A 13,988-nucleotide genomic window follows, 5' to 3' on the forward strand; every position below is an offset into this window, starting at 1 on the left:
TCTTTTTGCAGCCAATAGCCCGGCTATTGGCAAGAAAAGCAACGTAGCGGACCGCCCGAGACGCGCTATCACGGACCGCAGGGAGTTATGCAGGACCTCCTCAGGGCGCACCAGCCAATGCAGCCATGCGCCCTCACCGCAGGTTCAGGTGCGTGCTGTGCTTGACCTCTTCCATCACCGCATAGGTGCGCGTTTCGCGCACGCCCGGCAACTGCCACAACACGTTGCCCGCAAACACGCGGTAGGCATTCATGTCGGCCGAACGGGTCTTGAGCAGGTAGTCGAAGCCGCCGGCCACCATGTGGCACTCCATGATCTCCGGATGCACCTGCACGGCGGCCTTGAACTGGTCGAACACATTGGGCGTGGTGCGGTCCAGCAACACTTCCACAAACACCAGCATGCCCGCGCCCAGCTTCAGGGGGTTCAGCCGCGCCTCGTAGCCCAGGATGAAGCCGTCGCGCGTGAGGCGCTGCACGCGTGCCAGCACGGCCGTGGGCGACAGCGCCACGGACTCGGCCAGTTTGAGGTTGGCGATGCGGCCGTCCTCCTGCAGGATTGACAAGATCTTGCGGTCTATGCGGTCTAGATCATTTTCGTTTTGCACCGTGTATAGCGATTTATTCAGTTGATACTCCAATTTTCGAATATTTATTCATCAAGAAGCCAGAGATCATCGACATCAGCCTGAAAAACCTGCTTTTTGTCCTGAATCCACCGAAAGACGCCGCCATGACGCAGCCTTCCCACCCGCAGAGCGCTCCCTTTGCCGAATTCGCTCCCCGCACTCCGCTGAACAACCCTCTGCGCGCCGCGATCACGGCGGCCTACCGCCGCCCTGAGCCCGAGGCCCTGGCGCCGCTCCTGGCCCAGGCCCGCCTGCCCGCAGACCAGGCCGCCACCGCCCAGCAACTAGCGCTGCGCATTGCCAAGGGCCTGCGCGAACGCAAGGCCAGCGCCGGGCGTGCGGGCCTGGTGCAAGGCCTGCTGCAGGAGTTCTCGCTGTCGTCGCAAGAGGGCGTGGCCCTGATGTGCCTGGCCGAGGCCCTGCTGCGCATCCCCGACAAAGCCACGCGCGATGCGCTCATCCGCGACAAGATCAGCCACGGCCAGTGGGATGCCCACCTGGGCAAGAGCCCGTCCCTCTTCGTCAACGCGGCCACCTGGGGTCTGCTCATCACCGGCAAGCTGGTGGCCACGCACAGCGAGGCCAGCCTGGGCAACTCGCTCAGCCGCCTCACGGCCAAGGGCGGCGAGCCTTTGATCCGCAAGGGCGTGGACATGGCGATGCGCATGATGGGCGAGCAGTTCGTGACCGGCGAGACCATCCACGAAGCCCTGCGCAACGCGCGCAAGATGGAAGCCGAGGGTTTTCGCTATTCGTACGACATGCTGGGCGAGGCTGCGCTGACCACCGAAGACGCGCAGCGCTACTACGCGTCGTACGAGCAAGCCATCCACGCCATTGGCAAGGCATCGGCCGGACGTGGCATCTATGAAGGCCCGGGCATCTCCATCAAGCTCTCGGCGCTGCACCCGCGCTACAGCCGCGCGCAGTTCGGTCGGGTGATGGACGAGCTGTATCCGCAGGTTCTGCGCCTCACGGCCCTGGCCCGGCAATACGACATCGGCCTGAACATCGATGCCGAGGAGGCCGACCGCCTGGAGCTGTCGCTGGACCTGCTGGAGAGGCTGTGCCACGAGCCTACGCTGGCGGGCTGGAACGGCATTGGTTTCGTCATCCAGGCCTACCAGAAGCGCTGCCCGTTTGTCATCGACTACGTAGTAGACCTGGCCCGCCGCACCCGGCGCCGCCTGATGGTGCGCCTGGTCAAGGGCGCGTACTGGGACAGCGAGATCAAGCGCGCCCAGGTGGATGGTCTGGCGGACTACCCGGTCTACACCCGCAAGGTGCACACCGACATCTCTTACATCGCCTGCGCACGCAAGCTGCTGGCCGCGCCCGAGGCCATCTACCCCCAGTTCGCCACACACAACGCCGAAACCGTCGCCACCATCTGCCAGCTCGCGGGCGGCAACTACTACGCCGGGCAATACGAATTCCAGTGCCTGCACGGCATGGGCGAGCCCCTGTATGAACAGGTGGTGGGCGCCATCAGCGCGGGCAAGCTGGGCCGGCCCTGCCGCATCTACGCGCCCGTGGGCACACACGAAACCTTGCTGGCCTACCTGGTGCGCCGCCTGCTGGAGAACGGGGCCAATACCTCGTTCGTCAACCGCATCGCCGACGAAACGATTGCGCTGGAAGACCTGGTGAGAAGCCCCGTGCAGGTGGTGGACCAGCAGGCCGCCGCCGAAGGCACGCCGGGCCTGCCCCACCCCCGCATCCCGCTGCCCGGCGCGCTGTATGGAGCGCAGCGCGCCAACTCGCGCGGGGTCGACCTGTCCAACGAGCTGACGCTGACGGCGTTTGCCGCCTCGCTGCAAGCCACCGCCAGCCATGCGTGGACCGCAGGCCCCCTGCTCGGCAGCGAAGTGCCCGCTGGCGCCACGCAGGCCGTTCGCAACCCGTCAGACCACGGCGACGTGGTGGGCCAGGTGCAGGAAGCCTCGGCGGCCGACGTGGACCAGGCCCTGGCCCACGCGCAGGCGGCCGCCGCGCCATGGGCTGCCACGCCGCCCACAGAGCGTGCAGCGCTGCTGCTGCACACCGCTGACCTGATGGAAGAGCGCACGCTGCCGCTGCTGGGCCTGCTGATGCGCGAAGCGGGCAAAAGCGCCAGCAACGCCGTGGCCGAAGTGCGCGAGGCCGTGGACTTTCTGCGCTACTACGCGGCCCAGGTGCAGGCCACGTTCGACAACACCACCCACCTCCCGCTGGGGCCCGTGGCCTGTATCAGCCCCTGGAACTTCCCGCTGGCCATCTTCATGGGCCAGGCGGCCGCCGCGCTGGCAGCCGGCAATCCGGTGCTGGCCAAACCCGCAGAGCAAACCCCGCTCGTCGCCGCCGAGGCCGTGCGGCTGCTGTGGCGCGCCGGTGTGCCCCGCGCTGCCGTGCAGCTGCTGCCCGGCCGGGGCGAGACCGTGGGCGCGCGCCTGGTGGGCGACGACCGCGTGATGGGCGTGATGTTCACGGGCTCCACCGAGGTGGCCCGCATCCTGCAGCGCACGGTGGCCGGACGCCTCGATGCGGCCGGCCGCCCCATCCCGCTGATCGCCGAAACGGGAGGGCAGAACGCCATGATCGTGGACTCTTCGGCCCTGGTGGAACAGGTGGTCGGCGATGCCGTGGCGTCCGCGTTTGACAGCGCAGGCCAGCGCTGCTCGGCCCTGCGCGTGCTGTGTGTGCAGCATGAGGCGGCAGACCGCGTGATCGAGATGCTGCAGGGCGCCATGGGCGAGCTGCGCGTGGGCAACCCCGCCGAGCTGCGCGTGGACGTGGGCCCCGTGATCGACGCCGAGGCCCAGGCAGGCATCGCCAGGCACATCGAGACCTTCAAGGCCAAAGGCCACCGTGTCTTCCAGCACCCGAACCACGCCCCGGCAACGTCAACCGCATCGGCCGCGCAGGGCACCTTCGTGCCGCCCACGCTGATCGAGCTGAAACACATCGGAGAGCTGCAGCGCGAAGTCTTCGGGCCCGTGCTGCACCTGGTGCGCTACGCCCGCAACGACCTCGACAAGCTGCTCGACCAGATCAATGCCACCGGCTACGGACTGACGCAGGGCGTGCACACCCGCATCGACGAGACCATCGCCCGCGTGGTGAACCGCGCCCATGCGGGCAACGTGTACGTGAACCGCAACATGGTGGGCGCCGTGGTGGGCGTGCAGCCTTTCGGCGGCGAAGGTCTGTCGGGCACCGGCCCCAAGGCCGGCGGGCCGCTGTACCTGCTGCGCCTGCTGTCGCAGCGCCCGGCGGACGCACTGGCACGCACCTTCGCACAGGCAGACCGGGCCAGCTCCCCCGACGCAGAGCGCCGCGAGCGCCAGCTGGCACCCTTGGCCACCTTGCAGCAATGGGCTCGCCAACAAGGCCGCGCGACCCTGGACACTGTGTGCCAGCAGTTCGCCCGGCAGGCGCAAAGCGGCACCGCCCGCACCCTGCCCGGCCCCACCGGCGAGCGCAATGTCTACACCCTGGCACCGCGCGAGCGCGTGCTGTGCCTGGCACACGATGCGGACGACCTGCTCACGCAGACAGCCGCCGTGCTCGCCAGTGGCGGAACCGCCCTGTGGCCCAGCGCCCAGGCCGCGCTGCGCGCGCAGCTGCCCACGCTGGTGCAGGCGCAGGTTGCGCTGCAGGACAACGCACTCGGGGACGGCACGGTGGCGCTGGACGCCGTGCTGCACCATGGTGACAGCGCTGCCTTGCAGGCGGTGTGCACCGCGCTGGCGCAGCGCCCTGGCCCCATCGTGGGCGTGACGGCGCTGCCGCCCGGCGCGGTCGACATCCCGCTGGAACGGCTGGTGATCGAACGCGCGCTCAGCGTGAACACCGCCGCTGCCGGCGGCAATGCCAGCCTGATGACGATTGGCTGAACGGGCGGCTCAGACGCGCTGCAGCGTGAACACCGGCTGTCGCCTGCCCACCCGAGCGCCACGCACGCTCAGGATGTCCGCAGCGCGGCGGGGCTGCAGGGCATTGCGCTGCGCGTTGTCGAGCCAGCCCAGCTGGTCCATCACCTCGACCGCCGCAGCCACCTGGGCCACCATGTTGCCGTCCATGATCTTGAGGGCCAATGCCTCGCCCCGGCTGCGGCTGCCCACCACCTGCACACCGTCTGCGCCGGTCTTGGACACCCAGTCCCCGCGCCCCGCGACCATGAAGTCCTGGTCGTGCCGCCCCGTGCCGGACACCAGATCAGGGCGCGACACCATGGCATCCGCAAGCGCTGTGAGGCTCTCGTCCAGCTCGCTGTCGGGCGCGCCGCCCGCCAGACGGGCATACCCTTGCGCCAGATGCGCCAGCGGCATCGCGTAGTTGGGCGCAGAACACCCATCGGTGCCCACCGCCAGCTGCCGGGGCTCCAGGCCCACGGCCTGCGCCACCCGGCTGCGAACGGCCTGCTGCAGAGGGTGATCGGGCGCAAGGTGGTCCGCCAGCGGCAGCCCCTGCAGCGCGCAGTGCGCCACAAACCCCGCATGCTTGCCGCTGCAGTTGTGGTGCCGCTCGTCGGCCACAAAGCCGCGGGGCAGCTCAAGACCCGGCAGCCCCAGCGCCGCAAACATGGGCGTGTGGCAGCCGCATTGCAGCACGCGGTAGTCCTGGTCCACGCTGGCGAGCATGCGCTCGACCTGCTGCACGTGCATGGGCTCGCCGCTGTGGCTGGCACACAGCATGGCCAGCTCTGCCGCACCCCAGCCCAGCGCGCGGGCGCCGCCCGCCATCATGAACGGCAGTGCCTGAAACGCCTTGATGGTGGACCGCGTGAACGCCATCGCGTAGGGGTCTCCGGCCCGGGCCAGCACCCGGCCGTCCCGGTTCGTCACGGCCACGGCGCCCCAATGCTGGCACTCGGCCAGATCGCCACGGGTGGATTCAATCAGGGGAACAAAGGGCATGGGATGTGGTGAAGAGCGTGAATGGCAAGGACAAGGACAAGGACAAGCACGAGGCTCAGTTCGCCACCGGTGCCAGCGTGAGCTCGTGCACCCAGCGTGCGGGCTGGCGCTGCAGGGCGCGGTAACCCGTCTGAGCCCAGGTGGTGCTCATGTCCCGGTAGCGGGGCGAGAACACCAGGCCGCTCTGGCCCGTCTGGTAGATGAAGCGCGACTGCTCCAGGTCCGCCAGGTCATACACCGCGCGCAGCGAGGCGGCGTGGCGGTTCACGAACGGGCCCTTGGCATCACCCGCGTTGTACTGGCCCACGTTGACGGTGTACGAGTCGCCGTGCGACGGCACGGCCACATCAAAAAAGCGCGCCAGCGCCGCCACATTGCCAAACGGGCGGTGCGCGCTGACGGCTGCATGCGCGGCCCCCCATTGCCAGCGCGCGGGGTCGCTGCCATAGGCGGCCTGCAGACGGTCCAGTGCCCGGCCCAGCGCCGCGGCGGACTGCTCCGCGCAGGTGCCCGGCTGGCACCACCAGCGGTCATCGCGCTCCAGCATGCCCTCCAGCCCGGCGCGGTAGTCGCGCTTGCCGTAGGTGGCCTTGAAGCGGTCTGCGCCAATGCGCGGAACAATCAGGCCCCGGGCCAGTTCGTCCGTCCAGGCGGCAAAGATCAGCGGGGCCGCCTTGTCGGCGTCCATCACGCCGTCGAAGCCCTTCAGCTCTTCCTGAGCGGCTGCCGCCAGCGGATGCGATGACTGCGCGCCGCGCAGGTGCGGCAGCAGGCGCCGCGTGGCCAGCGAGGTCACATCGCCGTGGATGGCCTGCATGCTCTGTGCATCGTGCTTGTCGGTGGCCTCGATCAGCTCGGCGATGCGTTCGTAGCGGTAGGGCAAGGCCCAGTCCTGCGCAAGGTAGTGGGCGTAGTCTGGCGCCGTGATGCGCTGGTTGGCCGTGGCCACCCAGCCCGTGCGGGCACCGTCGTCCTGCGGCGTTTGCGCGTACGCCAGCCAGCCCTTCCAGTCATAGCGCGCGTCCCAGCCCGGGGACGGCGCCACGCCACGGATGTCGTTGGCAGCATCGCGCAGCGGCACGCGGCCCACGGCCTTGAAGCGGATGTTGCCCTGGTCGTCGGCGGCCACCACGCTCTGCATGGGCGAGTGGTAGTGCGACAGTGCCTGGAACAACTCGTCCACATTCTTGGCCTGGTTCGTCAGCAGGCCGGCCAGCACGGTCTGGTTGTCGGCATCCAGGGCGCTCCATCGCAGCGCCAGCACATAACGGCTCAGGTCCAGCACCTCGGCGTGCACCGCCTGCGCGTCGCTGAGCACCGGGCCGTGGCGCGTGCTGCGCAGCGGCACCACCACATCGGCCCGGCCCTTCACGCGAATGGTTTCATTGCGCACGCCAAAGGCAGCCCAGCCGTCGGGCGTGCGGTACTGCGACGCATCAGCGGGGTTGATCTGCTCGACATACAAATCCTGCACGTCGGGACCGGTGTTGGTGAAGCCCCAGGCCACACGGTCGGTGCGGCCCAGCACCACGAAGGGCAGGCCTGGCAGCGTGGCGCCCACAGCGTCGATGGCGGCGATGGGGCTGCCGTCCGACGCCTTGCCTGCGGGTGCCTGCACGCCTGCGAAGTACCAGATCGCAGGCGCAGACAGGCCCAGGTGCGGGTCGTTGGCGAGCAGCGGCTTGCCGCTGACCGTGCGGGTGCCTGAGAGCACCCAGTTGTTGCTGCCCTTGCCTTCGTTCGTGCCTGCGTTCTGGGTCAGCTCGTCGGCCCAGGCCAGCATGCCCGCACTGACCTGGCGCGACAGAATCCCGCCGCCCTCGGTCCGCGCCTGCGCCCCCGGCGCCTGCGGCGTGGACGCTGCCGTGCCCGCCGCCGGCGCCTTGTACACACCCAGTTCGCGGTACAGCGCCGACAAATCGGCCGAGGCCGCCGGCCGCTCGCCCGGGTAGGGCGGCATCAACTGCCACAGGCGCTCGGTGTCGAGCGTGCGCGCCACCGACAGGCGCGCAAATTCGTTGCCCCAGTTGCCCCCCAGATCCAGCGCCATCATCAGCGCCCAGCCCACGCTGTCTTCGGGCTCCCATACGGCGGCAATGTCGCCCCCCGGCTTGACGCCCAGCACATGGAACTCGGGCGGCAAGGCCTGCGGACGGTTCTTGTGGAAGGCGTGGATGCCCCGGCTGTAGGCCTGCAGGGCTTCGCGGGCAGCGAGCGGCAGCCCCTCGTACTGCCGCCGGGCTGCGCCCATGATGTCCAGTGCGCGCATGAGTTTGTCGGTCTCGAGCGTGGCCTCGCCAAACACCTCCGACAGGCTGCCGTGCATCACCCGGCGGTTGAACTCGAGCTGCCAGGTGCGCTCCTGCGCATGCACGAAGCCCATGGCGAACCAGGCGTCCTGCGGGCTCTGCGCACGGATGTGCGTCACATCTGCGGCATCGCGTCGCACCTGCACGACGCTGGCAAGGCCCGCCACGCCAAGCTTGCCATCCACCACCGCAAAGCTGCGCTGCACATACACCGCCGCACCGGTGCCCGCCAGCAGCACGGCCACCACCAGCCCAACGGCTGTCCGCTTGATCCACGCCATGTCCTATGTCTCCTGTAATGGGTGTTGTTCGGGGTTCGCCCCGATGAATCGGTGCCGGATTGTGATGCCTGCGGCAGGGGCAGAAACCCGCCACGCCACGGCAGAACGCGATCAACCCGGCAAGGCCCTGGCGCCTTCAACCATGCACCGCATGGCCGTGCCAGCCGGGTCAGCGCAGATGCACCGTCGCGCCGGCCACCTGGAACATCATGACCGGCGCGCTGGGCTCGTTGAACGACACGCCCAGCGCAATCTGGCCCGTACCGTGCAGGATGCAGGCATCGCGCCGCAGCCGCACCGGCGAATCGCTGCCCTCAAACCGTACCCAGGTGCCAAAACTGCTCATGTCGGTCAGCACGAATCCGCTGTTGCGCCAGTCGATGCGTGCGTGCAGGCGGGACACGCGCGGGTCGTTGATGCACAGCTCGGCGTCCGTGGCGCGCCCCACATGCACCGGTGCATCCACCGACGAAAAGGTGCGGTCCACCCCGTGCCAGGAGAACTGGATCTGCCCCAGGATGGAGTCGGCCGGCGCAAAGTTGCTGACCAGCCCGTCCTGCATCGTGAGCGACTCGGGCTCTTCGTTCTCGCGCCACTCGACGGAATAGAGCATGAGCGGCTCCGACTTGCCGCGGATCTCCATCATCCCCAGCTTGCGGTGCCACACATCGGGCGCCGTACCCGCTAGCAGAACGGAGGTTTCGGTGGCCCATATCTCTGCCGGGCCTGCGCGCTCGCACAGGCGCGACGCCACATTCACGGCGTCGCCATAACAATCGCCATCCACCTCCACGACTTCGCCGGTCGCCACGCCCATGCGAATGTCCATGCGCAGAGGCTGCGGCCAACGGTGCAGGCGCGATTCGTGGTGGCGCAGCAGCGTGCTGATGGCCAGCATGGCACTTGATGCGTCGCCGAACACGCACAGCACGCCATCGCCCAGCTTCTTCACCACGCGCCCGCCGCACTCTTCGATGGAGCTGGCGATCCATTGCGTGACCTGCGTCACAGCCTCGGTGGCACGCTCGTTGCCCAGGGTTTCGTACAACGACGTGCTGCCCGAAATGTCCGCGAAAACCACGGTCGACAACACACTCATGAACGCCCGCCTCTGAGTAACATCATGTGAACCAGTTTAGTGGAAGCGGCGCGCCCGCGCACGGACGAAGTGCGCCATGGTGGGGCTGGGGTTGCCCGCTGACCAGCAATGCAATACATGCGGCGCTGCCTGCCAAAAAATGCTTGCCAGCGCCCAAAAACCCACAAAAATCGGCGCCAGCGTGTTGTCTTTTCGCAAAAACAGGACGCCACCTCTTGTGTACCGCCCGGGTCCCGCTTAACTTGGCCGACCTGTTACAAATTCCCTGACCGCCGCCCCATGCGCTGGAACAAGCCCAACCTCCGAAACAGCCTGCACGACCTTCTGGGCCGTGACAAGCCGTCTTCGACCGCGTGGGTGCGTGACCAGGGGCTGGAAGACATCCGCCGCGCCATGCTGCTCTGCCTTGCGGGTGCTTCGGGCTGCGAGGTGGCCCGCATGAACATGCGGTTGCGCTATGCGGGCGACATCGAGGCGCTGTGGTACCTGCGCGGCGACCTGTTCACCACCCTGCTGCCCTTGCGCGGCAAGGCCCACGCCCAGGATGCGCTGGACCGCATCACCCCCCTCTTCCAGGGCCAGCTGCCGCGCTCGCTGCGTGCGCCGCTGTTGCAGCACGCGCGCCTTTGAGGCGGGCACGCAATCCCCACCCTCGTCCGCCCTCGGGTCTGCCTCGGCCCGGCCCGGCTACTGGTGGCCCCAGTAGATCAGCGCGTCCCGCGCCTCCACCGACAGCGACACCGTGGCCCCCACGGGCAGCAGCACCTTGGTCTCCACATGCCCGAACGGCAGGTTGGTGAGCACCGGCGCCTTGATCTGCGAACGCAGCCAGTCCACCACGGTCTGCAGTTTGAAGCCCTTGTCGTGCGGGGCCAGCTTGTACTGCGTGAACTGCCCCAGCACCACCGCCTTTTGCTGCGCCAGCACGCCAGCGTGCAGCAATTGCGTCAGCATGCGCTCGACCCGGTAGGGGTGCTCGCTGATGTCTTCCAGGAAGAGGATGCCGCCCTTCACCTGCGGAAAGTAAGGCGTTCCGACCAGCGACGTAAGCACCGCCAGGTTGCCGCCCCACAACGTGGCGCTTTTCACGTACACATCGGGCACCGCCGGCTTGCCGGTGACGGCGTGGGGCTTTTCATGGTTCATGCGCCAGCCCGTGCCTTCACCGTGGCCGGTGAGCAGGTCGTCGAAGCATGCGGCCATGATGTCGTCCGGCTCGCCCGCCACACCCCAGTCCACTTCGAGCGACGGCCCCGCCCAGGTCGTGGCACCGGTGCGGGCCAGCACGGCAGATTGAAAGGCCGTGAAGTCGCTCATGCCCACGAACCGCGTGCCCCGCTCGATGGCCTTGGCCACCTTCTTGTACTGAATGCCGGGCAGGATGCGCGTGAAGCCGTAGGCCGCGCGCGAGATCAGCGCCAGGTCGGCACCGCTGGCGGCCGCGCGGTGAATGGCCGCCAGGCGCGTGGCGTCATCGCCCGCAAAGCGCGTGTGCGTGGCCAGCGCATCGGCGTCCACCTCCACCTCGTGGCCCAGGGCCTTGAGGCGTGCAATGCCGCGCCTGAACGCCGCCTTGTCGCGCACGGCGCTGGCGGGCGAGTAGATGTAGATGTGCCGGGGACCATGGTCGTGGTCGCACTGCGAATGGTCGTGGTCGTGAAGGTGGTCGTGCAAAGCGTTCAGGCCCGCCGTGGGGCCTGCTCCGTCAACAAAGGGGATCCGGCGCCGCGTCAAGCACCGCTGCGGCGGACACCGGGAAACGAGAAGTATTCCACAGCCCGCGCGGCCACTGCCTCGCCGTGCTCCTGCACAAAGTGCCCCGCATGCGGCAGCACCAAGGGCTCGGGGCAGCCGCGCAGGGCGTTCTGCAGCGCGCGCATGGTGGGCAGCCCCAGCACCGGGTCCTGCGCGCCCACCACCACCAGGCTCTGGCCCTGCCACTGGTGTCGCCAGAAATCGCGGGCCGCGCGCGACAGGGCTGCGCCCGGATCATCGGCTGCGGCGGGCACCCGTTCGGGGAATGCGCGCAGCGCTGCGCGGTAGCCCTTGTCAGGAAACGGCGCGTCATAGGCCGCGCATTCAGCAGGACTCAGGTGCGGGTTGCCGCGCGCCAGCAGGCGCCCCACCCCGTACAGCGGCTTGTCGCGGCACATGGCGCGCCAGTCCACAAATCCCTGGGGCAGGGGCGTGTCGCCGGTCGCCAGCACCGTGTTCATCGCCAGCAGGCCGCCGAAGCGCTCGGGCATGGCCATGGGCAGGGTCAGGCCCAGGATGCCGCCCCAGTCTTGCACCACCAGCACCACGTTGCGCAAGTCGAGGCGCTCGATCAGCTCCAGCAGCACCTGGCGGTGCGCGTCGAACTGGTGGAATGCATCCTTCTTGGGCTTGTCGCTCTTGCCAAAGCCGATCAGGTCGGGCGCCACCACGCGGTCGCCAGCGGCCAGCAAGACCGGGATCATGCGGCGATACAGGTAGCTCCAGGCCGGGTTGCCGTGCAGGCACAGCCAGGTGCGGGGCGCATCCGACGGCCCCTCATCGAGGTAGTGCAAACGCAAACCCGCCAGGCTCGGCAGATCGCTGACGTACTGCGGCGCCCAGGGGTAGCCCGGCAGATCGGCAAATGCCGCATCGGGCGTGCGCAGGGCGTCGTCGCGCAGCGGGTGGCGGGCGCGGGCGTCGGCACGCTGCGCGCTGCGGCGCCCTGCAAAGAACTGGCTGAGCAGGCTGCCGCATTCCTGTGCCAGTACACCGCCCACCACCTCGGTCTGGTGGTTGATCTCGGCATGGCCGAACAGGTTGAGCACCGAGCCGGCCGCGCCCGTCTTGGGCTCTGCCGCGCCATACACCACGCGGGCCAGGCGCGCATGCAGCATGGCGCCGCTGCACATGGCGCAGGGCTCCAGCGTCACGTACAGGCTGCAGCCGTCCAGCCGGTAATTGGCCAGCCGCTGCGCTGCGGCGCGCAGCGCCACGATCTCGGCGTGGGCCGTGGGGTCGTGGCCCTGCACCGGGGCGTTGCGGCCGGTGGCAATCACCTGGCCGTCCTTCACCACGACGGCGCCCACCGGCACCTCGCCCGCCTGCGCGGCGGCCTGCGCCTCGGCCACGGCCAGACGCATCCAGTGGGTGTCGGTTGCGTTCTCGGATGCCATTGCTATTATTTATATAGCTACAAAGTATTTACAGATAAGCGCTGAAGGCGAATTTGATGCTTATTTTTCTTCGTCCGGCATGGGCCGGGTCTGCTGCATCAGCGTGTCCATCTGCTGGCGAACCTGCTGCTGGATCTGCTGGCTCTGGTCGCGCACCGTGGCCGCCTGCGCCGGGGCCTGGGCCGACGCTGGCGCCAGCGCGGGCACGGCTTGCACCGGCGCGCGCGTGGCAGTCATCTGCTTCTTGACCAGCACGCCCACCAAGGCGAGCACCACCACCAGTCCCACCATGCCAAACATCCCGCGCATGCCGCTTCTCCTTGTGGGGCGCCCTGCCCCGTTTGCCCAGCCGCCGACTGTATCTGCATCCGCGCAGCACGCACAAAAACGGCCGCGCGAAGCGGCCGTGTCAAGGGGGCGGGGGCCCGGTCAGTTCAGCGCAACGCGGCTGCCGTCCTTGAAGGTGTAGAGCGTCACGGCCGGCGTGGTCAGCTCGCCCTTGGGCGTGAAGGCGATGTTGGCCGTCACGCCCTTGTATTCCGTCTTGGCCAGGAACGGGGTGAACACCTTGGGGTCGACCGAGCCCGCACGCTTCATGGCGTCACCCAGAACCATGGCGGCATCGTAGGCATAGGGGCTGTAGATCTGGAACTGGCCGGGAAACTTCGCGTCGTAGCGCTTCTTCCAGTCGGCGCCGCCCTGCATTTTGTCCACCGATGCGCCGCCTGTGGCGCAGGTCACGTTCTTCAGGGCCGGGGTCTTGCCCGACAGCTCGGGCAGCTTCTCGGTGCACAGCGCGTCGCCGCCGAAATACTTCACATGGCCCAGGCCCAGCTGTTCCATCTGGCGCAGCATGGGGCCGGCCTGCGCGTCCAGGCCGCCGTAGAAGATCGCATCGGGCTTCTTGTTCTTGATGGCCGTGAGGATGGCCATGAAGTCGGTGGCCTTGTCGTTGGTGAATTCCTCGGCCACCACCTTCAGGCCCTTTTGCAGCGCCGTGGCCTTGAACACCGAGGCCACGCCCTGGCCATAGGCCGTACGGTCGTCGATGATGGCCACGCTCTTGAGCTTCTGGTGGTCGGCGCCAAACAGCGCCAGCGCTGCGCCCAGCGCGTTGTCGTTGGCGATCAGGCGGAAGGTGGTCTTGTGGCCGGGCTTGGTCAGGTCGGGGTTGGAGGCCGATGCGGTGATGTGCGGCACCTCGCACCGGGCATAGATGGCGGATGCGGGAATGGACGTGCCCGACTGCAGGTGCCCCACCACGCCGGCCACCTTCTGGTCGCACAGCTTTTGCGCCACGGCGGTGGCCTGGCGCGGGTCACCCGCGTCGTCTTCGGCGGCGATCTCGAACTTGATCTTCTTGCCGCCGATCACCAGGTTCTGGGCGTTCAGGTCATCGATCGCCAGGCGCACGCCGTTTTCCGTGTCCTTGCCGATGTGGGCAATGCCGCCCGACAGCGGCCCGGCGTGGGCGATCCTGACGGTCTGCACGTCCTGGGCAGACGCGGCAGCGGCTGCTGCGCTGAGCGCGCACAGAACGGAAAGGCGGGAAAGGCTGGGCAAGGACGAGGGGGCAAAAGAGAGGCTGGGCACGGGAAATGTCTCCGGAATCGGTCAGTGA

General features: G+C 68.3%; 10 protein-coding genes. 2 read left to right on the plus strand and 8 right to left on the minus strand.

The genetic code is table 11. The features are described from left to right. Positions 1 to 133: 133 nt before the first annotated feature. Positions 134 to 607 (minus strand): Lrp/AsnC ligand binding domain-containing protein, encoded by a 474-nt coding sequence (locus ACOQFS_RS12580; RefSeq protein WP_421563202.1) that lies wholly within the window; start codon positions 605 to 607, stop codon positions 134 to 136. Between the two features lie 125 nt (positions 608 to 732). On the opposite strand from ACOQFS_RS12580, the gene putA reads away from it, so the two are divergent. Continuing rightward, on the plus strand, positions 733 to 4,503 hold the full coding sequence (gene putA / locus ACOQFS_RS12585) for a trifunctional transcriptional regulator/proline dehydrogenase/L-glutamate gamma-semialdehyde dehydrogenase (RefSeq protein ID WP_421563203.1): 3,771 nt from the start codon (positions 733 to 735) through the stop codon (positions 4,501 to 4,503). Between the two features lie 9 nt (positions 4,504 to 4,512). Here the strand turns inward: putA and ACOQFS_RS12590 are convergent, their stop codons facing one another. From ACOQFS_RS12590 to ACOQFS_RS12600, 3 genes are all read right to left on the minus strand, one after another. Continuing rightward, positions 4,513 to 5,526: an asparaginase gene (locus ACOQFS_RS12590; protein ID WP_421563204.1), complete on the minus strand. Its 1,014-nt coding sequence runs from the start codon at positions 5,524 to 5,526 to the stop codon at positions 4,513 to 4,515. Between the two features lie 55 nt (positions 5,527 to 5,581). Next, entirely contained in the window at positions 5,582 to 8,116 is a 2,535-nt protein-coding gene (locus ACOQFS_RS12595; RefSeq protein WP_421563205.1) for a penicillin acylase family protein, read from the minus strand. A 169-nt stretch (positions 8,117 to 8,285) separates the two neighbouring features. Beyond that, complete coding sequence (locus tag ACOQFS_RS12600) at positions 8,286 to 9,215, minus strand: FHA domain-containing protein (protein ID WP_421563206.1); 930 nt, start codon at positions 9,213 to 9,215, stop codon at positions 8,286 to 8,288. Positions 9,216 to 9,494: 279 nt separating this feature from the next. On the opposite strand from ACOQFS_RS12600, the gene ACOQFS_RS12605 reads away from it, so the two are divergent. Beyond that, positions 9,495 to 9,845, plus strand: coding sequence for a hypothetical protein (locus tag ACOQFS_RS12605; protein WP_421563207.1), 351 nt, complete (start codon positions 9,495 to 9,497; stop codon positions 9,843 to 9,845). 57 nt (positions 9,846 to 9,902) lie between these two features. Here the strand turns inward: ACOQFS_RS12605 and ACOQFS_RS12610 are convergent, their stop codons facing one another. The 4 genes from ACOQFS_RS12610 to ACOQFS_RS12625 form a co-directional block, all read right to left on the minus strand. Further along, the gene (locus tag ACOQFS_RS12610) at positions 9,903 to 10,889 is read right to left on the minus strand and encodes an LD-carboxypeptidase (protein ID WP_421563208.1); all 987 of its coding nucleotides are present in this window, start codon (positions 10,887 to 10,889) and stop codon (positions 9,903 to 9,905) included. Between the two features lie 56 nt (positions 10,890 to 10,945). After that, entirely contained in the window at positions 10,946 to 12,367 is a 1,422-nt protein-coding gene (tadA, locus tag ACOQFS_RS12615; protein WP_421563209.1) for a tRNA adenosine(34) deaminase TadA, read from the minus strand. 60 nt (positions 12,368 to 12,427) lie between these two features. Beyond that, positions 12,428 to 12,676 (minus strand): hypothetical protein, encoded by a 249-nt coding sequence (locus ACOQFS_RS12620; protein ID WP_421563210.1) that lies wholly within the window; start codon positions 12,674 to 12,676, stop codon positions 12,428 to 12,430. A 120-nt stretch (positions 12,677 to 12,796) separates the two neighbouring features. Continuing rightward, the gene (locus ACOQFS_RS12625) at positions 12,797 to 13,930 is read right to left on the minus strand and encodes a branched-chain amino acid ABC transporter substrate-binding protein (RefSeq protein WP_421563236.1); all 1,134 of its coding nucleotides are present in this window, start codon (positions 13,928 to 13,930) and stop codon (positions 12,797 to 12,799) included. Between the last annotated feature and the right edge of the window lie 58 nt (positions 13,931 to 13,988).

It is taken from the genome of Paracidovorax sp. MALMAid1276, assembly GCF_049198005.1.
In the GTDB taxonomy this organism is placed as follows: Bacteria; Pseudomonadota; Gammaproteobacteria; order Burkholderiales; family Burkholderiaceae_C; genus Acidovorax.